Consider the following 24,267-nt stretch of genomic DNA (forward strand, 5'->3'; position numbering starts at 1 on the left):
AACATTATAATTAACTGGACTCACAACCGTTGGTGCTGGTGTCGCACAAGTTACAATTACTTTTATTTCGGCACGGGGTCCTTCACAGCCATTTAATGTCTGGCTGACAAAATAAGATTTTGTTCCTGCTGTTACAGTTGAAGGTATTGGAGCAGCTGCCAAGCCAGTTCCTCCTGCGGCAGCGTCATACCAAAGGCCATTCGCAACCGCTGGCAATGCTGATGCAGTAGCACCAACATTATAATTAACTGGACTCACTACGGTTGGAGCAGGTGTTGTACAAGCTCCTACAATCACTTCTATTTCCGCACGAGGACCTTCACAACCGTTCAATGTCTGACTTACAAAATAAGATTTTGTTCCAACAGTTACGGTTGATGGTGTTGGCGCAGTAGCTAAACCGGTACCGCCAGTGGCAACGTCGTACCAAAGGCCATTGGCTACCGCTGGCAAGGCCGTTGCAGTGGCTCCAACATTATAATTAACTGGACTAATAACCGTTGGTGCAGGTGTCGCACACGTTACAATCACTTTTATTTCAGCACGGGGTCCTTCACAACCGTTCAACGTTTGGCTGACAAAGTAGGATTTCGTTCCGGCCGTTACAGTTGATGGTGTTGGCGCAGCTGCTAAGCCAGTACCGCCAGTGGCAACGTCGTACCAAAGGCCATTGGCTACCACTGGCAAGACCGTTGCAGTGGCTCCAACATTATAATTAACTGGACTCACTACGGTAGGAGCAGGTGTTGTACAAGCTCCTACAATCACTTTTATTTCCGCGCGAGGACCCTCACATCCGTTCAATGTCTGACTTACAAAATAAGATTTTGTTCCAACAGTTACGGTTGATGGTGTTGGCGCAGTAGCTAAACCGGTACCGCCAGTGGCAGCATCATACCATAAATAACCGGCTGAAGATGGCAAAGCCGTTGCAGCGTCACCAACTGTATAATTTACAGGACTGGTCACCGCCGGAGCAACCGGAATTGCATTCACAGCAAAAGCCGAACTAGGATCACCAACAACAGCTGGCGTACTTGTCGTTACTCTGATTTTATAAGCTGTGCCCGCAACAGAGCCTACCGGAATAACGCCACTTAAAGGCGTATCTGCACCCGTTCCAATGACGTTTGGTGTTGCCGGAAATGTTCCTGTTGCATCAGATAATTCAGCAGAAAAAATAGTTCCGACAGCGAAGGTTCCTGTTGTAGTATAGGTTACTGAAACAGTCCCTCCTACACAAACCGAAGCAGGATCAACAGCACCCGTCGTAATACCCTGAGCAAATGAAGAAGCTATTCCAACAATAGCGGCAATGCATGCAAAAATTCCTTTTCTAATAAATGTTTTTTTCATGTATGTATCTTAATATCTTTTCACTTACCTGTTAATGAAAGGTAAAGTTAGAGATATTTTTCAAATACATTTCCTATGAATTAACGAAGAACGCTTTTACGTTCCAGAAGTGACATATATACCACATCGTGAATTTTCCTGCGGGTACGCTGTGTGGTAATGCTGTTATTTTCAGCATCCGGGTTAATTCGGTTTGACAAAAATACAAAAAGCAGATCTTCATCCGGATCCATCCAGACAATCGCTCCCGTAAACCCTGTATGTCCGAAAGAATTTACCGATGCCTGAGCCGAAACATAAGCACTGTTTCCATCCGAAGGCGATTTATCCCATCCCAAACCTCTATGGTGAGCGTCATCATACATTCTCGAAAAAAGCGGAACGGTCCCCGGAGCAAAAAACTGTCTGCCGCCATAATTACCTTTCCACAAATTCATTTGCATCAAAACAGCCAGATCCGTGGCGGTAGAAAACAGACCGGCATGTCCGGAAACGCCTCCTTGAACGGCTCCCATCTGATCATGAACAGTTCCCTGAATTAGCTGGCTTCGGAAACGATAATCTTGTTCGGTAGGAGCAATTTGTTTTTCAGGAAAACGATGTAAAGGATTAAAACCAGTATAAGGCAGCCCCAGCGGTTCGTAAATATTCGCCGCTACAAATACATTCAGCGGCTGTCCTGTTACCTTTTCAATCACTTTTTGCAAAGTCAGAAAACCAAGATCGCTGTATAAATAGCCAAATTTACCAACCTTGTCTCTGGTATTATTCATTGGAGATTTTACCACCCATTTCCATACAGAATCCCGCAAAGCAGGTTTTGCAAAAAGTTTGGGTGCAACCTGAAGATTGTAAATGCTATCAGGCTTGGAACTATAATATTCAGGAAGTAAACCGCCTGCACTGGTTTTAGTCCTGTCCCACAAAGTCGGATAAAAAGATACCAATCCCGAACGGTGCATCAACAAATCACGAATCGTAAAATTCTGTTTGTTGGTACCAATCAATTCAGGCAAATAATGCGAAGCCCTTTCATCAAGATCGATCAGTTTGCGATCATAAAGCAACATAACAGACTGCAAAGTCGCAGCGACTTTTGTTACAGAAGCAACATCGTAAATCGTTTCAGAAGTTACCCGTTCCGGCGTACGGTAATTTAATCCGCCAAAAGATTTGTCATAAATAATTTTCCCTTTTCGCGCCACCACAACCTGACAGCCAGGAAATACATGATCAATTACGGCAGCGTTAGCAATGCCGTCAATTTTTTGCAACATAGCCGCATTCATTCCAACACTTTCAGGTGTGCCAAAGCTGATCCGGTTCAAAGCTTCCGTTTCAATACCATCACCAGCTTTATAAGAAAGAACAGAAACCGGCAATTTTCCCTTTGAACCCAATGCACCAAAAATAACCTGCGGGACAATTTCCTGCTGATCCGGACCATCCTGATTTGAACAGATCAACGCATCTGTTTCCGGGAAAAACTGAATACTATAAGGACTACCGAACAAACATAAAACAACCTTTTTTCCGCTTTGTTTTAACTGTTTTACAAATTCAGCAGTACCAGTCGAAATACCGTAATTGTACTTCGGATTGGATGAAATACCAGTTACACCAACTACGACAGTTTCATAAGGCTGCAGATAACTTAACATCTGCAAAATCTCCTCCTGAGAAGGATCTGAAAGGAAAGTATAAGGCCGCATCGGCTTATACGTTGACAGCATTTTCTGGAAAACAGAAGTACTTCCTTCACCTATTAAAACAGACGCCATGGTCTCCGCCATGATGGAAGTGATCGGTAAAATATTGTTATCGTTCCGAACAACGGTAACAGAAGCTTCTGACAATTCCCGATACAATTCTTTGCTTTCTTCAGTATTCAAATCGGAATACAGATTATTGATATCAACAGATTTATATTGACCTAAGCCCGACCAGTATTTCGCCTGTAAAATCCGTTTTACTTTATCATCCAGAAATTTCTGAGTGATCGTTCCTTGATTAAGCGCGTCTTTTATTTTGGTAATCGTTTCCGCTACATTTTCAGGATATAACAATACATCATTTCCTGCCATTAGTGCTTTAAGATTTACCTCAGCGGCCCTACCGGTTTTCAAAACCCCACGCATATTCATGGCATCTGTAAAAACAAGTCCGCGGAAACCCATCTGGTTTTTCAATAAGCCTGTAATGACTTTTTCAGAAAGCGAACTGGCTAGCTGCGGTGAATTGTCCAAAGCAGGAATAAACAAATGTCCGCTCAAAACACCCATCAGGCTATCTGCAATAAGCCGGCGATAAGGATAAAGGTCAATATTATTCAATTGTTCAACCGAATGTGTCAAAACTGGTAATGTAAAATGAGAATCTGCATCCGTATCACCATGTCCCGGGAAATGTTTTGCAGTGGCAATAATGCCATTGTGCTGCAACCCTTTCATATATGCAACAGCTTTTCGCGTTACATTTTCCCGGTCTTCACCAAAAGAACGGATACCGATCACAGGATTTTTTGGATTACTGTTGATATCGGAAACGGGGGCAAAATTAATTTGAATTCCCAAACGACGACATTGTTTAGCAATATCGCTGCCCATTCTGTAAATCAGCTCATCATCCTGAACCGCTCCCAAAACCATTTGTTTTGGAAAAGAGACCGTACTATCCAATCGCATCCCCAAACCCCATTCACCATCGATCCCTATAAAAAGAGGAACTTTTGAATGTGCCTGATAATGATTTGTAAGCTGTGCCTGACGAACCGGACCGCCCTGAAAAAAGATCAATCCACCTAAATGAAAATCGTCAATCAATTTATCAATATAACGTGTATTCGCCTCTTCTCGGTTGGAAAAAGTAGCGACCATAAATAATTGTCCAATTTTTTCCTCCAATGAAAGTGATTTCAGTGTACTGTCCACCCATTCGTTTTCGGGCAAAACAATCACGGGCTCTGCGCGTCTTTTCGGAGCTTTAACTTGTTTCTTTTCTATAACCGGTTTTTCGATTTTGGCATAGGTTTCTCTAGTCCGGATTAATTTCCAGGCGACGGACACAGAACCGAAAAAGACCAAAATTAAAATACTTGCAACTACCCGAATGCGGCTTCCCAACCTTTTTTCCATCTCTATTTTCCCAAACTTTTTAAGGAAGTACTATTCAAAACATTTAAGGCCGTTGAGTCAAATTTTTCTTTCTTTATTTATATCAACAACAATTATCAACTACAAAAAGTCCGCTTTAAACTCGTTTTAAGGCAATTCTAATATTTAGCGATTGGCTGATAGCTTTTGGCGTTTAGCAGGTAGCTCAGTATCAGATTGTTGCTGATTTCACTATGAACAATTAATAACAAAACATTTAGACGGTTAAATTTCGAAAAGTCTCTTCAAGTGACTTTCCTGTTTGTCTTAATTCTTCAAGAGAGCTGTCACTCACTACGCGACCTTTATTTATGATGATCACACGATCGCATAAAGCTTCCACTTCCTGCATAATATGGGTTGAAAAAAGAACAGTTTTGTTATGACCGGCTGTACGGATTAATTCTCTGATTTCCTGGATCTGGTTTGGGTCCAGACCTGTCGTAGGTTCATCCAGAATAAGTACCGCCGGATCGTGCAGGAAAGATTGGGCTAAGCCGACACGCTGACGATATCCCTTGGAAAGCTGACCGATTTTTTTTCGTTTTTCAACTTCCAGTCCGCAAAGATTGATCATTTCATCCACACGTGATTTCAAAGTCGAACCACGCATTCCATATAGTTTTCCCGAAAAAAGAAGAAATTCCCGTACGTACATATCCAGATATAACGGATTATGTTCGGGCAAATATCCGATAGCCCGGCGCGCGGGCATGGCTTGCTGTTGTACGTCGAAATCTGCAACAGTTGCTGTCCCCGAGGTTGAATTAAGGTAACCGGTAAGAATCTTCATGGTTGTTGACTTTCCTGCGCCGTTTGGCCCAAGAAAACCTACAATTTCTCCGGGTTTCAGGGAAAAAGAAATCCCGTCCACCGCTCGCTGCGTTCCGTATACTTTTGTAAGATTCGTTACTTGTATTGACATGTATGTGCTTTATTTTGTTTGGGGTCGTCGGAGTCTGATTAAGATTCGCTGGAATATTCACCAGGAATTCGCTGGGACTTCGTTGGGGGTAATCCCTTGTGGTTACCCCTTTCTGGCCTGATCTCGTAAATATCTGGAAATTATTTTCAACTATCCGGAAATTCTGGAGAATTTCCAGATAGTTCTTTGGGCGACCACAAGGGTCGCCCCTACACCTTTAAAAATAATTTATTTCTCCATAACAAATACATGAATGCCCATTGTACGCCTATAAATGCAAGAACGCCACCAACGGCTTGTACCGGTTCGGGGAAGAAATCCAGTACTCCACCGAAAAGTGCTTCTGCTGTATATTCAAAATCAATATAACGGCCGACCATGTAAATCACAATGGAGTTCATGCCGATTACTACGAAAAAGAATGTCCAGCGACGGTAATTCAATACATCCACGATCCAGTAGAAAAATGCAAGCAACAATACACTGCAACCTCCCGCGCAAAGCACAAACGAACTCGTCCACAAATTCTTGTTAATTGGAAATACAATATCCCAAAGCTGTGAGATAATTAAACTGACAACGCCGCCTGCTATCAGGTAAAGCACTTTCTTATTTTGAGAAAGTTTGGCAGGATCAGTTCTTAAAATTTCTCCTGAAAATATCCCCATCAAACCTGTTGCAATTGCAGGAATTGTTGAAACCAATCCTTCCGGATCGTGAATTTTCAAATGTAAACGTCCTGGAAGAATCATCCGGTCGAAATAACTGGCAGGATTACATTCCATTGTCATCAATCCCGCCTCGCAACCAGGAACCGGGAAATACATCATAAATGCCCAATAGCCTAACAACAAGCCTGCAAACCAGATCCAGCGACTCGTTTTTCCGGTATATAAATAAATAATCTGTGCAAACATTCCTGCCAAACCAATACGTCCTAAAACACTTGGATAACGCATATTAGCCCATTCGGTATGAAAAATCCCATTGTTGTAAATGACCCCTAAAAACACAAGAATAAGCCCTCTCTGGATCACCTTACGAATTAAATCTGACGCCGGTACACCTTTTTCCAAACGGCTTCCCAATGAAAACGGCGTTGATACACCTGCCATAAAAAGAAAAGTAGGGAAGATTAAATCGTAGGCACGGAAACCGTTCCAGTCCGGATGTGTAAGCTGATGTGCAATAAATACCGCCCACGACCAGCCGGTAACTTTGGCCAGAACAGCAAAGATATCTTCGCCACCGGAAATCCAAAACATGTCAAACCCACGCAGCGTATCTAAAGACAGCAACCGGTGTGAAGTAGAATTTTCTTTCATTAGAAAAATAAGGGTAAAGGAAATAAAATTTGGTAAAAGGAGTACTTATGAAAAACTTTTATGGCTTACGTTCACAAACACAACTACAATTACTGGATTCTTACTGAAAAATACTATCGGTGAGAATGAGCAAAAGCAATTTTATTTAAATAAGCCTATTTGAATAAAGGATAGTGAAAAAAGTTTCCGCGCAGAATTTTCATTTCAGGTTTATATTCTTTCCAATATGATCTTCGTTAGTACCATCAATATTCATTTCAACAAAATGCCATCCATGAAAAAACTCATCTTTTTATTTCTGGCTTTAACCGGATTATTATTTACAGGCTGCGCGAGTTCCAACAATTCCTCTTCAAAAGATTCAGAAGATTATCAGGAAACCACGACCATTAACCCAAAGCTGAATAACAAACGGCTTGAAAAAAATCTGGAAAAATTCGCAGCTGATCTTGATCTTTCCAAAAAACAGGTAAAACAAATCAAAAAGATTGAAAAACGTTACGCCCGCAAAGACAGGAAATTATCCAGAAACCACGAGGCAAAACGCCGTGATCATAAACAACTGGCAGAAGCAAAAAGAGAAGAGATCTTGTATGTTCTGACAAACGAGCAACAGCAAAAACTGGAAGTATTGTCGAAGAAAAACAGGTTTAGTTTTGATCGGATTTTTGGGAAATAGATTAATAAAGTGTGACTTCCATTAAAATTTCTCGTTATGTCTGATAGAAGTCACACTTTGAATTATGATCGACATAAATCCAAAATATATTACAAACAGCGATGGCGAACAATTTGTCTTACTTAAACGGCATGAGTTTGACGCATTACTCGAAGCTCTTGATGATCAAGACGACATAAGAATATATGATAAAGCAAAAAAAGAGGATGACGGAACACGATTCCTATTTCTGGATTACTTAAAGAATAAGGAATCTAAAAAGGCCTGATGATCCTGTTTGCTTATCCCAGGCAGGTATACCTCAAAACTATCAACATGTTGCCAAACATCGAAACCAATTCGTGAAAAATTCGTGCATTCGTGGCAAAAAAATTATTGCAACCTTTCCAGCCAAGCCTGAACCGTAGGTCCGGTCATATCAAATAATAATCCAGGCAAAATCCCAAGCAAAACCGAAAGAATAGCAAGTGGTACTAAAAGTGCTGTTTCGCGAATTGTTAAATCAGTCAGTATAATCGAATTGTCGTCTTTATACCAAAACGAGCCAAAAAACATACGCTGGTAAGTCCAGAGAAAGTAAGCCGCTGCCAATACAATTCCCAAAGTAGATAGTGCAGGTACCCAGACAGGCAAAGCGCTAGCTTGAAATGCTCCCATTAAGGTAAATAATTCTCCCACAAAACCTGAAAAACCAGGCAATCCAAGCGAAGCAAAAAATGCAATTCCCGTCAAAACGGTGTAGCGTGGCATAGGACCAATCAATCCACGGTAATTATCGATTTTCCGGTCGTGCGTACGGTCATAGATAACGCCTGCCAAAAGGAATAACATTGAAGAAAGTACACCGTGGCTTACCATTTGATATATCGCTCCATTGATACCCTCGGCTGTGAAAGCAGCTATACCAAGTAAAACAAACCCCATGTGGGAAACAGAAGAGTAAGCGATCATCTTTTTCAGATCACTTTGTCCCAATGCATTAAATCCACCGTAGACAATGGAGATCATTCCCAAAACTGCCAGCGGAACCATGCTATATTGTGCCTCAACCGGGAAAAATCCATCAACGATTCTTATAAAACCATAACCTCCGATTTTCAAAAGAATACCAGCCAAAACCACAGAAATCGGCGTTGGTGCTTCTACGTGCGCATCCGGTAACCAGGTATGTACAGGAACTACGGGTAATTTTACTGCAAAACCGATAAACAAAAACCAGAAAGCCAGTAAACGAACCGGAATTCCGAGTAAGATAAATTCTGTTTCAGGACTTAAAATTGAACCTGGAATATAATTTCCGGCATCAGATAAATAGGAGAAACGGAATGTATGAACCAGCTGATCTGCTCCAATTCTACCGTCTGCAAGCCACTGCTGAATTTGTAAAATAATATCTGTTTGAACCAAATCTTCCGGACCTAAAATCCCTACTGCGCGCGCTGTTTCAATAGGATCGATTACAGAAAGATATAATCCGATCATCACGATCAGAATTAATAAGGATCCAAAAAACGTATAAACGAAGAATTTAAGTGCTGCATATTCTCTTCTCGGCCCGCCCCACAAACCAATGAGAAAGTACATTGGAAGAAGCATAAATTCAAAGAAAAGATAGAAAAGGAAGAAATCCTGAGCCAGAAAACAACCAATTATACTGGCACTTAGGATAAGATACAAAGCAAAATAGGCTCTCGTTTTCTGGTTGATACTCCACGAACTGATCATCCCGACAAACAGAACAACCACAGCTAATAACACCAAAGGGAAACTGATTCCATCGACAGCCAAAGCATAATCAATAGAAACTGTTCCCAAAGAACCAATAGGAAGTGTGATCCAATCTACTGTTTCGCTTAATTGAAATCCGGTATTTTGGTTATCGAAAAAGAGGAATAGAGAAAGTCCGGTTAATAATTCCAAAAGCAAAACTGACAGCGCAATCAATCGGAAATCACCCGGTCGCTGAGAAGGCCAGACAGAAACGGCTACGGCTCCGAATAATGGGACGGCTATCAGTAAGGAAAGTATATGATCAATCATTAGTATAAACTAAAACAAAATATAGTATAAAGAGCTAACGAGGCTCCTGAATTATTTTCTTATAAAATCATTAACCACAAAACCAGAAGAACTACTCCTAATGCGGTCACTAAATAATAGGATTGGATTCTTCCGTTTTGTAATCCACGAACTCCTTGCCCGGCCGATTTAATTGTAAAAACGGTCAGCTTAACACCACCGTCAACAATATTTCTATCTCCCCAACTTAGGACGTGCGCCATGACCACGCTCCATTTTGCAACGCCATCTACAAAAGAATTAACAATTTTAGCTTCAAACTGCATTAATCCGGCTGAAATAAAAGCAAAGGATTTGATGAAAAAATTCTCCCGTGAAAATTCATTTAATCCGGCCAATTGTTTCAACAAAGGAATTGAATTTTTAGAATTCCCGGCATACATCGAGAATGGATCTTCTGCCTTGGTTTCTTTGAACGCAAGAAAAATAGATAGCACAGTAACCCCGGTTGCCGCAAAAGGCACCCATAGAATATGTCCGAACTCCTCCGCTCCTACCAATTCTAAAAACCAGCCATACGATGCGTCGAAAGGATTCCATGAAAACCAGATAAAAACAGAAAGCGCAGCCAACAAAGCCATAGGCCCCCACATGGTTACAGGAGATTCGTGTGGGTGAACGGATTTGAAAATCTGGTATCTTTTTTCACCTAAAAAGATCAGCCAAACCTGACGTGTCATATAATAAGCAGTAACCCCGGCAGAAACCATAATGATGACTGGGAAGAAATAAGCCCAGGCTCCATGTTTTTCAGCCCAGAAAAACGCTTCTACAATGATTGCATCTTTTGACAAAAAACCAGAGAAAAATGGAAGTCCGGCCAGGGCAGATGAACAGATTACAAAACAGATAAACGTGATCGGTAAATATTTCCTGAGCCCGCCCATGGTCCGCATATCCTGCGGATCAAAAGTTTCGTCGTCTTCCGAAGGTGTTACCGCGTGAATAACGGAGCCGGCAGATAGGAATAACCCGGCTTTGAAAAATGCGTGTGTGGCCAAATGAAAAAGTGCAGTCCGCCAGCTACCAAGTCCGACGGCGATAACCATCAAACCCAATTGAGACATGGTCGAATAAGCCAGTACTCTTTTAATATCCCAAACCTGCGTCGCTTTTACAGCCCCTATCACCATGGTAATGGTTCCGATACAAGCGATGACAATTTGTGCTTCCGGTGTCAATAAAAAAGAAATTCTCGCCAGCAAAAATATTCCGGCTGCAACCATCGTCGCGGCGTGGATTAATGCTGAAACAGGCGTTGGCCCTTCCATGGCATCTGGCAACCAGCCTGATAATGGAAACTGTGCCGACTTTCCCATACAACCTCCGAAAAGGCATAAACCGATTCCTGTCAAGATTCCAGGTTCCAATGATTGGATGGAAGTGGCAAGCATCTCAAAGTCGGTAGAACCAATATAGTAAAACAGCATTAAAATTCCGGTCAGGAATGCCGCGTCACCGATTCTGTTCAAAACAAAAGCTTTCTGAGCGGCCCAAACTGCACGTGGTTTGAAATACCAGAAACCAATTAACAAATAAGATGAAAGACCTACCAGTTCCCAGAAAATGTACATCACCAAAAGGTTTCCGGCAAGCACAATTCCAACCATTGAAAAAAGGAAAAGCTGTATAAAGGCAAAATAACGGTGAAGATTCTGGTCGCCATGTAAGTAAGACATGGAGTAAATTTGAACCAGAAAAGCTACAAAATGAACGATGATCAGCATGATCAGTGTCAGTTCATCGAAGCGAAAAGAGAGTTCTATGTTGGTTTGCCCGATAAGAGCCCAATTCATTTTAACGGTATGAAGGGTTTCAATATCAGCGAAATAAATACTTGTCGCCAAGCCAATTGCCGTAATAAAAGCCCCAATCCAACCTGCCGGTTTATTCAGATTTTTTCCGCCAAGCCACAAAACAAAAAATGCCAGAATCGGTAAACCCAGAAGTAAGGACGCAGATATGGTATAAGCAGTTTCTGACATTGAGGTGAGTATTCGTTAAGTCCGGCAAATATCCTGAATTAGTCGCCGATTTCAAACTAAGCTAAAGGTCTTTCTCAATATCTTCCAGCTTTTCACTTTCGCTGCCGTGCAGCACCGTTAATAACTCTTTGATATCGTAAATATTTTTATTGTATGAATTTCCTAAAATGATAATGACAGCCTCATCTTCCGGACAAATCCAGAACATCGAATTATATCCTTTCCACCAGCCGCCATGATAAATAAATCTTGTGGAATGATCCGGTTTTACGTGCATCCGGAATCCGTAGCCGTAATTTCTGATTCCGTCACGCTCAAAACTTCTTGGTGTCCAGGCTTCTGTTAAAAGTTTTTTATTGATCAATAAACCGGATGTTAAACCGGCATAAAAACGATAAATATCCCCTGTCGTGGAATATAAACCTTTATCTCCGACAACATCATCATAGTAATCTTTTGCCAGCATCCGTCCGTATTGATGCCCAACGGTGCGGTACATCATAGCATTTCTTGAAGTATCTGTTACCAAAACGGTATTATTCATTCCAAGCGGTGTAAAAATCTCGTTATGAACGAAATTATCAAAAGACCCACCACTCACTTTTTCAACGATCGCTGCTAAAACGCAATAATTTGTATTGCAATAATTGAAAGAACGGCCCGGCCGATTGTACGGCTGCGGTGTTGGAACTACCTTGGCATACCAGTCCATCACCGTCATATTGGTTGGAAACTTTTTGCCGTGACGAACGCTATCCGGAAAGGAATAAATATAATTTGGCAAACCGCTTCTGTGACTTAGCAGCATATCCACTTTCACTCCATGGTATGGAAAATCAGGAAAAAACCTTTGTATAGTATCTTCCAGACTTACCTTTCCTTCCTGAATCAGTTTCAGAATCGCAACTGCCGTAAATGGTTTTGACAAGGAAGCCAGTTGAAATTTGGAATGGCTTTGCAGCGAATCTTTATCTCTCAAATGCGCGTAACCAAAAGAATTCTGGTACAGGATTTGTCCTTTCTGAACGATCAGTACGTTGCCATTGAAACCGGCATTCCTTTTCCTCCTAAAAATATCTTGAATTTGTTCTATTTTCGCCAAGGTTTTCGCGTCCGGATCCTTGACCTCAACGGGGTCTAAATTGGGATTTGACTTTGCATTTCTTTTGAAATTCACCAGATCGTGAGACCTGCTATTCCTCACCCATCCCCAGGAAAGCACTATTACTAATACGGCAAATAACGCCGCCCACCACACTTTCGGCTGCACTTTTTTCAACATAGGCTTTCGGCCATTAAGTTTTTTAAACGTTAAACACTAACGATAAACGGTCAGCATTTTCTATATTTTATCTAATCTATTTCAATATGATAGCAACCCGGTTATACGTTATCTTCGTATTACATTACAAACTCAAACATGTACAAATTAAAATTTTCCGACCTCACAAAGATATATATTAGAAAGTAAAGAACCTGACTCCGATTTAGATTGATTCCAAAATAAGTTAGCACCACAGACAAACCCGGCAAAATAGATGACAACTCCATTAGAACAAAAATCAACAATTCAGGAAATCCAGACTCGTTTTGATAATGACGTTGAGCGTTTCAGTAAACTTGAAACCGGTCAGCAGGCAACCATTGACGCGCCTTTAGTTTTGGATCTGGTTGCAGAAACAGCCGCTTTGCATTTAAAACCAAATGATACAATTCTTGATATTGGCTGCGGTGCCGGAAATTTCACATTAAGAGTTTTGCAGGAAGTTCATCCCTTAGCGTGTCACTTGGTAGATCTTAGCCAACCGATGTTAACAAGAGCCAGCGAGCGCATTGAAGCTTCCGGTGCGGACTATGTCCAAACCTATCAATCTGACCTGCGTGATCTGGATTTTGAAGAAAATTCTTTTGATTGTATTCTTGCGGGAGCCGTTTTGCATCACCTTCGCGACGATGAAGACTGGCAGGAAACCTTTGAAAAATTATATATCTGGCTAAAACCGGGAGGAAGAATTTATGTTTCCGATCTTGTTTCCTTTGATGAACCGGGCGTTAATAAACTGATGTGGAAACGCTACGGCCACTATCTGGAATCGCTTGGCGGTGCAGAATATAGAGAAAAAGTCTTCGCTTATATTGATAAGGAAGACTCTCCGCGTTCTTTGCCGTTTCAGCTTGGTTTGCTGCGTTATTCCGGCTTTTCTCATTATGATATTCTTCACCGCAACAGCGTTTTTGCCTGCTATTACGGTGAAAAATAGTTTCAAAAAGCGCTGATTAAAACTCAGCGCTTTTTGGATATCTTGGGAAAGGAATCACATCACGGATGTTGCCCATTCCGGTTACAAACAATACCAGACGCTCAAAACCCAGACCAAAACCAGAGTGAGGAGCCGTACCGAATTTACGCGTTTCCAGATACCACCAGATTGTTTCCGGATCGATACCTACCTCGTGCACACGTTCCAGTAATTTCTCGTAGTTATCTTCACGCTGGCTTCCACCAATAATCTCGCCGATTCCAGGGAAAAGAACATCCATTGCACGAACCGTTTTTCCATCGTCATCCAGTTTCATATAAAATGATTTGATCTCACGTGGATAGTTGGTCAGGATAACCGGTTTTTTGAAATGTTTTTCAACCAGATAACGCTCATGTTCGCTGGATAAATCAATTCCCCAACCCACAGGATACTGGAATTTCTTTTCTTTATGCGGTTTCGATTTCAAAAGAATATCGATCGCTTCTGTATAAGTCAGACGTTCAAAAGCATTTTCAACAACAAAATTCAGTTTTTCCAAAAGTGGAATTGAACGTTCATTCTGTGGTTTGTTTTTATCTTCTTCTGCCAAACGGTTTTCAAGGAATGCAAGATCATCTTTGCAGTTTTCAAGCGCATATGAGATAACGGTCTTGATGAAATCCTCAGCAAGATCCATGTTATCTTCCAGTTCGAAGAAAGCCATTTCAGGCTCGATCATCCAGAACTCAGCCAAATGGCGGGTTGTGTTTGAATTCTCAGCACGGAAAGTTGGCCCGAAAGTATATATTTTAGAAAGCGCCATAGCACCCAACTCGCCTTCCAATTGTCCGGAAACTGTCAGGTTTGCTTCTCTTCCAAAAAAGTCTTCTTTGAAGTTAATCGCTCCTTCGTCCGTTCTTGGCAATTTGTCCAGATCCAGCGTTGTAACGCGGAACATCTCACCGGCACCTTCTGCATCCGAAGCAGTAATGATCGGCGTATGAAGATAGAAAAAACCTCTGTCGTTATAATATTTATGAACAGCAAAAGCCAGGGCGTGGCGAATACGAAGAATCGCGCTGAAAGTATTCGTACGAGGGCGCAAATGCGCTATTTCACGTAAAAATTCCAGTGAATGTCTTTTTGGCTGTAAAGGATAAGAATCCGGATCTGCGGTTCCATAAACAAACAAATCGTCAATTTTCACTTCCACGACTTGTCCTGAACCTTGGGATGCTACAAGCTGGCCCGTTATTTTTAGACAAGAACCAGTGGTAACCGAAAGCAAAAGTTCAGCAGAGAATTGTCCCGGAGCGGCAACCGCCTGAATATTATGAATCGTTGATCCGTCGTTAACCGCAATGAAAATCGCGTTTTTACTTTCACGTTTCGTACGTACCCAACCTTTCAGGGTAACGGATTGTGCATCCGGAGTTTGTTGTAATAATTCTTTGATCTGCAAAGGTCCCATCTTAATATAAATTCAATCCTTATATAAAACTCAACTGTAAACTTTCAATTTTTTATGAGGCGCAAAATTACAAAATACCCTACGAAAACCTATTCTAAAAGGCCAACTTACTTTTATGTTCAAAAAGGTCATTGCCCGAACTGGTTTATGACTTAATTTTGTTCCTTCGAAACTATGACTAACGCATATCCAATTTTGAATACCCGTATCGCCACATATTTATCCGTAGTATTTCACCCTCTGATCATTACTACGTATCTTTTTGCAGTCCTTTTCCTGATCACACCTGAACTTGCAGGCGTTAGTGCGCTGGAACTTCCGGGGCTGGGCAGTCTTTTACTTTTGATATTTTTAAACACTTTTGTAGCACCTACAATCGTCATATATTATTTCTTCCGTTTGGGAATCGTCAGCACTTTGCACGTAGATTCTTTGCGCGAAAGACGCCTGCCTTACCTGGCAACCGGGATTATTTACGCCATCGCGACTTATTTATTCGGATGGAAATTGCAGCCTATTGCAGAATTGGCACCTCAGATTTCCATTCTTTTAGGAAGTGTTACAGTTTCTTTAATTATCGTGGCGTTTGTCAGCTTGTCCTGGAAAATAAGTGCACATGCTACCGGAATGGGCGGAGCTATCGGCATTCTTTCCGGTTTGATTATCCGTTTTGAAGAACATTTATTATTAACTCCGCTGCTTATCGTAGTATTGATCAGCGGCATTTTATTAAGCGCCAGACTTTATTTAAATGCGCACACGCCGGCACAAATTATAGCAGGGCTCGCCTGCGGACTAACGGTGAGCAGCGCAACGATTTATTTTTTGTTTTAAAATGAATAAGAATGTTAAGGCTGAATCTTTGGATTATTTTAACAAACATGAATTTAAGGTAAACCATTGGTAAATTATTTCACCCTTTCAGGGTTTGATTGAGTCATTTCACATCATTTTCTATAATAATATCATCCTTTCAGGATTGTCATTTTGCGAATAGGTTTCAGTAAGTCCGAAGGGCTGTTATTATTATAGAAAAAATATGTCGTTGTTGTTTATTAACCACGAAGTGGTGACATGTACTTTTTCTAAAAACGAACTGGCTTCAACTATATTAAGCTTCTGATTAATATTATCCTAAACTATGGGCATTTACCAAAATCTTCTTTTCAATAACAGCGAAGGTGTTCTCAGAATCAGCCTGAACAGACCGGCAGTTCACAATGCCTTAACACTCGATTTAATCAGGGAAATTACGGACGCAATTCAGGAAGCCGGAGATGATTCTTCTGTCCGGGTAATTGTTTTAACCGGTGAAGGTGAAAAAGCATTTTGCTCCGGAGCCGATTTAAAAGCAGCCATGGAATCCGGAAAAAGTGCAGGAGAAATGCTTCGCGATGGATATAATCCGATGATCGAAGCCATAAGAAATATTCCAAAACCGGTTATTTGCAGATTGAATGGATTGGCGGTAGGCGCTGGCTGTTCACTTGCATTGGCTTGCGATTTGATCATTGCCAGTGAAGATTCTTATCTAAGTCAAATGTTTGTGCAAATTGGTTTGATGCCGGATGCAGGTGCTTCTTTCTTTTTGCCACGATTATTGGGTATGGCAAGGGCATTTGAATTAGCCTCAACCGGACAAAAAGTTTACGCGCCGGAAGCCGTTCAAATCGGATTAATTAACAAATCAGTCCCGAAAGAAAACCTGGATGCAGCAGTTGAAGAAGCTGTTTTTTATTACCGCCACGCTCCTACCAAAGCCATTGGAGCGATCAAAAAAGTTTTCAATCAATCTTTTGAATCCAATCTTAGTGAAATATTAAATCTTGAAATGGAAAATCAGGATTTGTTGCACAAAACGCAGGATGCCGCCGAGGGAATTTCATCTTTTTTACAAAAGAAAAAACCTGATTATCAGGGCAAGTAAAAAAATAACGAAAAAATTTAAAATTATTTTTCTCCAATATTTGCATAATAAAAAAGCAAACTCTATCTTTGCAGTCCAATTCAAGGAATGGATTTGTAGCTCAATTGGATAGAGCACCTCACTACGGATGAGGAGGTTTGGGGTTCGAATCCCTACAAGTCCACAAAAAAGCACTTATCGAATGCGATAAGTGCTTTTTACTGAAAATAAAAAGTCTTGATTCGGGGAGTGGCGCAGCCCGGTAGCGCATCTGGTTTGGGACCAGAGGGTCGCAGGTTCGAATCCTGTCTCCCCGACAATAATGAAACACTTGACGTTAATTTGTCAGGTGTTTTTTGTTTTAGACCTGATTTACCTTACCAGCAAAACTGTTCCGTTTCTACTTACAATTTCTCCATTCATTGTCACCGCTTCCAGCTTCCACACATAAACACCACTATGGGATTTAACACCTTTTATTTTTCCATCCCAGCCATCCGTCAGCTGTTTGGAAAAATAAATTACTTCGCCCCATCGATTATAAATTCTCAAATAATTAAGCGAAGCAATACTGCTGGCAATCGGAATCAGTACTTCATTTTTGCCGTCACCATCGGGAGTAAATATATCAGGAAGTGTAATTAATGCGGGAGGAATCACGGTCAACATTACTTTCCCGGTTCCACTGCACCCCTGGATTGTGCTTAAAGTGACCGAATAAATCTGACTTGTATTAAGCGTTGCGCTTGGATTTGAAATGGATGGATTATTCAGGCCGTAAGACGGCGACCAGCTATAACTAACCCCTGATAGACCTGCCAGCTGCGTAGATGATGCAGTGAGCGGAAATGGTTTATTAGCCGGTATATTAGCATCCGGCGTCACGATAACCTGTATTTCAGGAATAACAGTCACCGTCACGGTATCTTTGGAAGAGCAATTTTTATCAATTGCGGTAATAATATATCGGGTTGTTTGTTGGGGCGAAGCAAAAGGTTCAAGTGCCGATGCATTATCCAGTCCAACAGCGGGAGACCAGGAATAATTTGTGACGTTAGCCGTGGTCAGCAACTGTATTTCCTGCCCGATACAAATCGTTGTGTCAGCTATCGTTTTTAGCTGAATTCCACCGTTCAGCTTAACGCTTATCAATGTATCATAGACACAACCATCATAATTTTTGACAAAGACCTTGTAATTCTTTGTAATTACATTGAAAGTATTAGATGGCTGAAAATTTATGGAATCAATAGAATACGTGAAAGGTGAAACACCATTTAAAGGGTTTAACGTTAAGGTAGCATTTGGGCCACAATCGCTATCGTCTACCACAGCATTGATCTCCGTAAAAGAAACTTTGGTTTGTTTGGTGTTGGAAATGCTTTTTCCGCAAGCATTATTAACGATTGTCAGCGTAACTTTTTTAGTGCCCACGGAAGCCCAGTGTAAAAGAAAAGGTCCTTTTCCTGAACCACTGATAATCTTTGCACCATCAAAATCCCAACTGAAGGAATATCCGGCTGGAGAAGGTAAGGTTCCCGTATAAGCAACTTTTATATTTTTATTTCCACAGGTTACGGACGGATCAATTGAAAAGTCCGCGCTTACATTGACGTTGGCAACGCTGCAAATGTTTTGATAAACATTTGATACTGATGATTGGGAAGAATAATAGTTTGTAAAAGACAAATACGCAAAATTTGCCTCTCCGGATTCACAGGAAACTTCATTATCATCACGAAAAATGTAAACCGGAACTCCCGCTTTTCCAACATATTTTTTGCCATTATCATTGTAGGAAACAAAAAGCTTATCATTGACATAAACGTCCATGATACCCGTTTGGCCATTTCGCGTAAACGTCAGCAAATAGTACTTATCCAGTTTAAAATAAGGACAATCACCAGAAATACCCGTAGGATAAAAATCGATACACCGGTCGGTAGACCCGGTGGGGTTCTTAAAATAAATGCCGTCATCCAGTTGTCCATTTGAAAAATCAATAATCCGGGCCCAGGTTTTACCCCAGTTGGTGTTCTTGATATACATTTGAATGGTGTAAGTTTCGGACACAGTACCTTCCTTATTGGTGTACATAAGCCCGTAATTCAGGTTGGTATGATAAACAGTCCGGGGTCTCTGGCAATCAAGATAATCCAGCACAAATGCACCTGGAGTAGCTCCCAATGTACAGGAACCAAGCGCTTTTACCTGTGTTAAATCAGATCCACAGCCCGGTTCGGCTACACTAAAATTATTTATAAACCGATATGAGTTTTCTACATTTTGCGCCAGGCAAACGACATGCAAAAACAGAAAGATTATAGTTTGTAAAAATCCCGACTTCATATCGACAACGCCATGGGCATGATTACAAGTTAACGTGAGTAAACACAGTACTAAACTTCAAATAATTTTAAATGTAAAATCATTTGAAGTTTACAATTTAGCCGGATCACGGCACAAATTCAAATTAAAAAATATACCGGAACAAGGTTGCAGTTATTTAAATTCTCTTTCTGCGATCGCTTTGACAGCACGTTCCAGAATCTCTTTGTCTTCCGTAATTCTTTTTACCATTTTGGCCGCTTCTGCATAAACACTCATGGGATATTGAGATACAAAATCCCTATCCATTTCAACCATCGGCACTTTTAGCCGGGCATGTTTTATACTTTCAAGATGTTCGATCGAGACGTAACTTAACTCGGTCAATCCCTGGCCCAAATCACAAAGTCCGAATGCAATATTATTGGCCGTATCCAGCTCTGATAAAAGCCAGATGGCTTTTCCATATTTTGAATGTAACTTAACTACCGGTGCATGATCTTTTCCAAGCTCGTTCTGAACTTCGAAAGCATTCTGAATCATGATCGTTCTTAGATCTTCTGAAATCATTTTTGACATACTTCAAATATAACAGCTGAAGCATTATTTGACAATTATTATTTAACTGCAAACCAGTCATTTTTTTTAAAGACCAAACAACAGGATCAAAGCATGCATCTGATAAACCCTTATTTTAACAGATCTGTATAGTTGTAGTCTTCGAAAGAATACTATCTCATAAAGATAAAGACCTGTATCAACTGCTCCTAAACCACTTGGCAAAGTCCCGAAATCTCAAGGATTGAAGCCAAGTTACATTCCTGAATTCAGGAATACGGGTTTTACCGGACGGATAAAAAACACACAGGTAAGATCTGTTTTTACCTGATCCTTATCTCTTGCGCGAGATCAACTTAGGATAGCGTAGCAAAACAGAAACAACAATTAGTACTATAATACTTGCTGTCACTGCGAATGGCTTATTATGTTTTATGTGCTGGGCCAGTGTGACGACCATGTAGAAGATCAAAAAAAAGGCACCCCAAACTCCAGTTTTCCGTATTAAGAATAGCATAACAAATAACAAGAGCAGGATCCCGACCACGATTATTTCGGAATCATTCAATCCCCCTTTTAATTGTTCTTTTGGCGAAATCACTTTATTGACCGCGTTATCAATAAAAAAGCAAGCAATCATAATAGAAGTAAGCCAGGTTGCAACCTGTCTAGTGGAAGGTCGTTTCGGTAATTTATTTAGATAGGCTACGGAAATATTTTTCATCTAATCTAATACGATTGAAATAAATACCAACCCCCTATTTGTACGCTTTTATAAAATCTTTGATTTATTTGATATAAATATTAGACGATATTCAATGGCCTAATCGCTCGTTAAAAGATACCAATTACGCACTTAACACACCTGGGAGAGTGATAGGTTTGAGAATATTCCATTCCTGAAAACGAACCAAAAGATTTTGCTAACATTTAAATTTAACGATAATAATTAAATTACCAAATCCACGAAGACGTGTTTGTCGGATGGACACGATTCAAACGCACAACAAAAAAGAGGCCTGATTCCAGGCCTCTCATCATAACAATATAAAATTCCGGAATTTTCATTCCGCATATTTTTAAAAAATTAGTTCTTAACCATATCGATTAAAAACTGCGCCAGTTTCTCAACCTGTTTTTTATCTCTTGACAAAATAAACGTTTGCCATAACCCTGTGAAATTTGCAGCTATAAATTCTGCCAAAAGCTTCGGATCTTTATCCGCAGAAATTTCTCCCTGTGCTTTGGCATCAGTTAAGAGCTGCTCAAAAAAGTCTACGATATCTTTCCAGTTATTTTTGATAATGGAATGTACGCTTTGATCCACAGCTGCCAGTTCAAAAGTTGAATTGACCGCCATACAACACTTTCCGGTATTGACCGTCGCTTCTACGGCACTACGAATCATATTTTCAACACGTTCCATCGGTGAAGTCCCCGAAGCGGCTTCCTTATGCTCTTTTAATTTTTCAGCTGCATAATTACCAAGGCACTGTAAATATAAACTATGCTTGTCACCATAGGTATCATATATACTTCCCCTGTTCAGGCCCATGGTCTGTACAAGGTCTTCCATAGAAGTTGCGTTATATCCTTTTTCCCAAAAAAGATCACGCGCCTTTTCCATTCTTTCTTCCGGATCAAACTCCTTTTTTCGTGCCATAACACAAATATACCATCTTGAACGATTGTTCTAAAATTATTTTACTACTTAGGAACAATTGTTCCTGAATTTTGGTGCAATATATTTTAAAAGATGTAAAAATACTCTGAGATAATCACTTATAGATTAATACCAAAACAAAAAATCAGGCAATAAGCCTGATTTAAAGCATTTTCCGAAAGGAAAATTTTAAGGGTAGGAATAGTTAAAATCTTAAAAAATCATGGCTAACAGAAAGAGAATTATTTACCCAGTCCCCAGTTTTTATTAGGTTTTGGACCCATTTCAAGTTCCAGCGTTCCACCAGCAACAAGCTGATCATGTGTAAAAGTGGGCACATTCAGAACTTTGCCGTCAAATTTCGCACTTTGAATGTATTTGTTAACCACAGAACTATGGTTGGCAATCACTTTAAATTGTTTTCCGTTTGGCAAAGCAATCGATACTTTTTCGAAAACCGGACTGCCAATAGTATATTCCGGACGGCCAGGCGTAATCGGGTAAAAACCCATGGAAGAAAACACAACAAAGGCCGTCATGCCGCCGCCATCCTCATCACCGGGAATTCCGAAAATATTATCTTTAAACCAGACATCAAGCAGAAAACGGATACGTTTTTGCGTTTTCCATGGTGCATCTGTAAAATTGTACAAATACGGAATATGAAAACTTGGCTCATTCCCCATTGAATATTGTCCAACAGGTCCGGTAGCATCAGGAAATTTTGCCCAGAACTCATATTTGCTTCTCCCGAGATCTTCCCTGTAAAGCTGATCCAGATTATTTTCAAATTGTTTTTTTCCACCCATCAATCCAATCAGTCCCGAGATATCGTGCTGAACCTGCCATTTGTAAGTATAGCCGTTGTTTTCATCATAAAATTCACGACCGCCCATACCGCCGTCAAATTTAGGATCGATAGGAATCCAGGCACCTTTACTGTCTTTTGGCATGAACATATTTTTCTCGCTACTCCAGAGGTTTTTATAGTTCAATGCGCGGGCACTAAACGTTTTATAATCTTCCTTTTTGCCAAGATCTTTTGCCAATTCACCCACCGCCCAGTCGTCATAACTTCCGCCTAAAGTAACGGCAACTGCCTGACGTTTTTCAAAAGGATCAACCAGTTTTACTGTTTCTTTTTCATCTTTTCTCAAAGCCGGGAAAAATCCTTTAGTACGATAAATATCGTCCAGCTCACATTTAGGACCATTTCTCCATGGAAGCATCGTTGCCTCGGTCGCATTTTTATACATACCGGAATAAGCTTTTGAAATATCGAAATTGCGTAGCCCTTTTCTGTAACCATCCAAAAAGGTGACCGAAGAATGAAACCCGTTCATACACGCATGATCGCCAAAAAGTACCGGAAATGTTGGAATCCAGCCGCTTTGATCATACATGCTTACAAACGAATTCAGCATATCTTCTTCCTGGGCAGGATTTAAAATAATCCGCAAAGGATGGTGCGCCAGATACGTATCCCAGGTCCAGTCGTCCACGTAAAAAGGGCGATTGCTTTGGTGTATTTTTTTATCAAAACCGCTGTAATATTGATTATCCTCAGAAATATCAACCATACGCTCGTAGGTCCGGTATAGAGAAGAATAAAAACTGCGCTTCTGGCCTTCTGTTCCGCCTTCAACCTGAATCTGGTTTATGGCATCAGACCAGGCTTTTTCACCTTTTTTCTTCAATTCCTCAAAACCGGTTGATTTGAGTTCGGTTTCAAAATTCTTCTTCGCCTGCTCAGGACTGATATAAGAAACGGCATATTTCAATTCGATTTTTCCGTTTTTATTATCAGGAAAACTAATCCATGCCTTTGCGTTTTTACCTTTTATCGTTTGTTCTGGCGATATTTTCTCATTTTGTAAAATTCCTGCTTTTCCGTTTTCACTAAAAATCCCGTACAAATAAACAGGAATATCACCGTGGTAAATTTCCGTTGCTACGATTTCATTTCCCGAAATGAATTTCCAGGAACCTTCTCCTTCATTATACAGGTTGAACAGAAGACTTTTTGATGCTTTCTCAGGAAATTCAAAGCGAAAAATACCCGTTTTTTTGCCCGGAGTAAATTCAACTGTAACTTCATCATCCACGAGATATGTTGAATAATACCAGGGCTGCGTTACTTCCAGGTCATGATCGTAAGCAAGTTTTTGTTTCCAGCCAGCAGCCGTTACCGGATTTACAGAAGGTTTTATTGAAAAGGCCTGACCCAGGCGATGAGAAACTACGATAAGGGGAAAACTAGAAATCTGATCGTCCAGATAATCTTTGCGTTCCGGGTACATTCTGATCATCTGGTTTGGAAGCTGAATCGTTGGCCGCGTAGGTTCCAAAAGCTGGCCTACATTTCCAACCCGCAGATCAACATATTTTAGATTATCAATACCGCTTTTTTGGGCAAGAGAAGTCAAATGAATACAAAAACCAAGTAATAGTAAGAAAGGTATTTTAAGCGTTTTGAAGGAATGAATCATGTCAAACTAAATTTTATTTATCGGAACGGTGCTTATAATTTTAAGATTTCTACTTTGTTCAATATACAGTACTTTTCCGCAACGTTACATTCCCTTGGTACTGTTATT

18 protein-coding genes and 2 tRNA genes are annotated in these 24,267 nt (G+C 40.6%); 7 read left to right on the forward strand and 13 right to left on the reverse strand.

Annotated features, from left to right (window positions below; all coding sequences use genetic code 11):
* The 4 genes from FDK13_RS15385 to FDK13_RS15400 all read right to left on the reverse strand — a co-directional run.
* The coding region (locus FDK13_RS15385; RefSeq protein ID WP_445438711.1) for an Ig-like domain-containing protein at positions 1-1,356 on the reverse strand (1,356 nt) is incomplete at its 3' end.
* Between the two features lie 80 nt (positions 1,357-1,436).
* Positions 1,437-4,490, reverse strand: a complete 3,054-nt coding sequence (locus tag FDK13_RS15390) for a serine hydrolase domain-containing protein (RefSeq protein ID WP_137340905.1) — start codon at positions 4,488-4,490, stop codon at positions 1,437-1,439.
* Positions 4,491-4,725: 235 nt separating this feature from the next.
* On the reverse strand, positions 4,726-5,433 hold the full coding sequence (locus FDK13_RS15395) for an ATP-binding cassette domain-containing protein (RefSeq protein WP_137340906.1): 708 nt from the start codon (positions 5,431-5,433) through the stop codon (positions 4,726-4,728).
* Positions 5,434-5,642: 209 nt separating this feature from the next.
* Complete coding sequence (locus tag FDK13_RS15400; protein WP_137340907.1) at positions 5,643-6,758, reverse strand: acyltransferase family protein; 1,116 nt, start codon at positions 6,756-6,758, stop codon at positions 5,643-5,645.
* A 274-nt stretch (positions 6,759-7,032) separates the two neighbouring features.
* Here FDK13_RS15400 and FDK13_RS15405 point away from each other — a divergent pair, with 274 nt between their 5' ends.
* Both FDK13_RS15405 and FDK13_RS15410 read left to right on the forward strand, forming a co-directional pair.
* On the forward strand, positions 7,033-7,437 hold the full coding sequence (locus FDK13_RS15405; RefSeq protein ID WP_137340908.1) for a hypothetical protein: 405 nt from the start codon (positions 7,033-7,035) through the stop codon (positions 7,435-7,437).
* 64 nt (positions 7,438-7,501) lie between these two features.
* A complete protein-coding gene (locus tag FDK13_RS15410) occupies positions 7,502-7,705 on the forward strand; it encodes a hypothetical protein (protein WP_137340909.1) in 204 nt (67 codons plus the stop codon).
* Between the two features lie 104 nt (positions 7,706-7,809).
* Here the strand turns inward: FDK13_RS15410 and FDK13_RS15415 are convergent, their stop codons facing one another.
* The 3 genes from FDK13_RS15415 to FDK13_RS15425 all read right to left on the reverse strand — a co-directional run bounded on the left by FDK13_RS15415 (position 7,810) and on the right by FDK13_RS15425 (position 12,783).
* Positions 7,810-9,477 carry a complex I subunit 4 family protein gene (locus tag FDK13_RS15415; RefSeq protein ID WP_137340910.1) on the reverse strand — a complete coding sequence of 556 codons (1,668 nt, stop codon included), beginning with the start codon at positions 9,475-9,477 and terminating at the stop codon, positions 7,810-7,812.
* Between the two features lie 59 nt (positions 9,478-9,536).
* Positions 9,537-11,501 (reverse strand): NADH-quinone oxidoreductase subunit L, encoded by a 1,965-nt coding sequence (nuoL, locus tag FDK13_RS15420; protein WP_137340911.1) that lies wholly within the window; start codon positions 11,499-11,501, stop codon positions 9,537-9,539.
* A 61-nt stretch (positions 11,502-11,562) separates the two neighbouring features.
* Positions 11,563-12,783, reverse strand: a complete 1,221-nt coding sequence (locus FDK13_RS15425) for a serine hydrolase domain-containing protein (RefSeq protein ID WP_137340912.1) — start codon at positions 12,781-12,783, stop codon at positions 11,563-11,565.
* Between the two features lie 256 nt (positions 12,784-13,039).
* On the opposite strand from FDK13_RS15425, the gene FDK13_RS15430 reads away from it, so the two are divergent.
* Positions 13,040-13,762: a class I SAM-dependent methyltransferase gene (locus FDK13_RS15430; protein ID WP_137340913.1), complete on the forward strand. Its 723-nt coding sequence runs from the start codon at positions 13,040-13,042 to the stop codon at positions 13,760-13,762.
* A 16-nt stretch (positions 13,763-13,778) separates the two neighbouring features.
* Here the strand turns inward: FDK13_RS15430 and asnS are convergent, their stop codons facing one another.
* The gene (gene asnS, locus FDK13_RS15435) at positions 13,779-15,215 is read right to left on the reverse strand and encodes an asparagine--tRNA ligase (RefSeq protein ID WP_137340914.1); all 1,437 of its coding nucleotides are present in this window, start codon (positions 15,213-15,215) and stop codon (positions 13,779-13,781) included.
* A gap of 174 nt (positions 15,216-15,389) precedes the next feature.
* Here asnS and FDK13_RS15440 point away from each other — a divergent pair, with 174 nt between their 5' ends.
* The 4 genes from FDK13_RS15440 to FDK13_RS15455 all read left to right on the forward strand — a co-directional run bounded on the left by FDK13_RS15440 (position 15,390) and on the right by FDK13_RS15455 (position 17,438).
* Positions 15,390-16,049, forward strand: coding sequence for a hypothetical protein (locus FDK13_RS15440; protein WP_229216054.1), 660 nt, complete (start codon positions 15,390-15,392; stop codon positions 16,047-16,049).
* A gap of 313 nt (positions 16,050-16,362) precedes the next feature.
* Positions 16,363-17,142: an enoyl-CoA hydratase/isomerase family protein gene (locus FDK13_RS15445; protein ID WP_137341233.1), complete on the forward strand. Its 780-nt coding sequence runs from the start codon at positions 16,363-16,365 to the stop codon at positions 17,140-17,142.
* An 89-nt stretch (positions 17,143-17,231) separates the two neighbouring features.
* Positions 17,232-17,305, forward strand: a tRNA-Arg gene (locus tag FDK13_RS15450).
* A 59-nt stretch (positions 17,306-17,364) separates the two neighbouring features.
* Positions 17,365-17,438, forward strand: a tRNA-Pro gene (locus FDK13_RS15455).
* 55 nt (positions 17,439-17,493) lie between these two features.
* Here FDK13_RS15455 and FDK13_RS15460 read toward each other — a convergent pair.
* From FDK13_RS15460 to FDK13_RS15480, 5 genes are all read right to left on the reverse strand, one after another.
* Complete coding sequence (locus FDK13_RS15460; RefSeq protein ID WP_170982813.1) at positions 17,494-19,431, reverse strand: T9SS type B sorting domain-containing protein; 1,938 nt, start codon at positions 19,429-19,431, stop codon at positions 17,494-17,496.
* 192 nt (positions 19,432-19,623) lie between these two features.
* A complete protein-coding gene (locus tag FDK13_RS15465; RefSeq protein WP_229216055.1) occupies positions 19,624-20,019 on the reverse strand; it encodes a DUF2958 domain-containing protein in 396 nt (131 codons plus the stop codon).
* A 322-nt stretch (positions 20,020-20,341) separates the two neighbouring features.
* A complete protein-coding gene (locus tag FDK13_RS15470; protein ID WP_137340917.1) occupies positions 20,342-20,731 on the reverse strand; it encodes a DoxX family protein in 390 nt (129 codons plus the stop codon).
* A gap of 363 nt (positions 20,732-21,094) precedes the next feature.
* Positions 21,095-21,670 (reverse strand): TetR/AcrR family transcriptional regulator, encoded by a 576-nt coding sequence (locus FDK13_RS15475; protein ID WP_137340918.1) that lies wholly within the window; start codon positions 21,668-21,670, stop codon positions 21,095-21,097.
* A 242-nt stretch (positions 21,671-21,912) separates the two neighbouring features.
* On the reverse strand, positions 21,913-24,159 hold the full coding sequence (locus FDK13_RS15480) for a GH92 family glycosyl hydrolase (RefSeq protein ID WP_137340919.1): 2,247 nt from the start codon (positions 24,157-24,159) through the stop codon (positions 21,913-21,915).
* Positions 24,160-24,267 lie beyond the last annotated feature (108 nt).

It is taken from the genome of Dyadobacter frigoris (genome assembly GCF_005280585.1).
GTDB lineage: Bacteria > Bacteroidota > Bacteroidia > Cytophagales > Spirosomataceae > Dyadobacter > Dyadobacter frigoris.

What these genes read in the sequence shown, in the direction of transcription:
- FDK13_RS15400 (WP_137340907.1), bottom strand. Translation starts at nt 6,758, where the DNA reads ATGAAAGAAAATTCTACTTCACACCGGTTGCTGTCTTTAGATACGCTG.
- FDK13_RS15465 (WP_229216055.1), bottom strand. Translation starts at nt 20,019, where the DNA reads ATGATTTCAGAAGATCTAAGAACGATCATGATTCAGAATGCTTTCGAA.
- nuoL (WP_137340911.1), bottom strand. Translation starts at nt 11,501, where the DNA reads ATGTCAGAAACTGCTTATACCATATCTGCGTCCTTACTTCTGGGTTTA.
- FDK13_RS15410 (WP_137340909.1), top strand. Translation starts at nt 7,502, where the DNA reads ATGATCGACATAAATCCAAAATATATTACAAACAGCGATGGCGAACAA.
- FDK13_RS15415 (WP_137340910.1), bottom strand. Translation starts at nt 9,477, where the DNA reads ATGATTGATCATATACTTTCCTTACTGATAGCCGTCCCATTATTCGGA.
- FDK13_RS15480 (WP_137340919.1), bottom strand. Translation starts at nt 24,159, where the DNA reads ATGATTCATTCCTTCAAAACGCTTAAAATACCTTTCTTACTATTACTT.
- FDK13_RS15425 (WP_137340912.1), bottom strand. Translation starts at nt 12,783, where the DNA reads ATGTTGAAAAAAGTGCAGCCGAAAGTGTGGTGGGCGGCGTTATTTGCC.
- FDK13_RS15440 (WP_229216054.1), top strand. Translation starts at nt 15,390, where the DNA reads ATGACTAACGCATATCCAATTTTGAATACCCGTATCGCCACATATTTA.
- asnS (WP_137340914.1), bottom strand. Translation starts at nt 15,215, where the DNA reads ATGGGACCTTTGCAGATCAAAGAATTATTACAACAAACTCCGGATGCA.
- FDK13_RS15390 (WP_137340905.1), bottom strand. Translation starts at nt 4,490, where the DNA reads ATGGAAAAAAGGTTGGGAAGCCGCATTCGGGTAGTTGCAAGTATTTTA.
- FDK13_RS15475 (WP_137340918.1), bottom strand. Translation starts at nt 21,670, where the DNA reads ATGGCACGAAAAAAGGAGTTTGATCCGGAAGAAAGAATGGAAAAGGCG.
- FDK13_RS15430 (WP_137340913.1), top strand. Translation starts at nt 13,040, where the DNA reads ATGACAACTCCATTAGAACAAAAATCAACAATTCAGGAAATCCAGACT.
- FDK13_RS15470 (WP_137340917.1), bottom strand. Translation starts at nt 20,731, where the DNA reads ATGAAAAATATTTCCGTAGCCTATCTAAATAAATTACCGAAACGACCT.
- FDK13_RS15405 (WP_137340908.1), top strand. Translation starts at nt 7,033, where the DNA reads ATGAAAAAACTCATCTTTTTATTTCTGGCTTTAACCGGATTATTATTT.
- FDK13_RS15395 (WP_137340906.1), bottom strand. Translation starts at nt 5,433, where the DNA reads ATGTCAATACAAGTAACGAATCTTACAAAAGTATACGGAACGCAGCGA.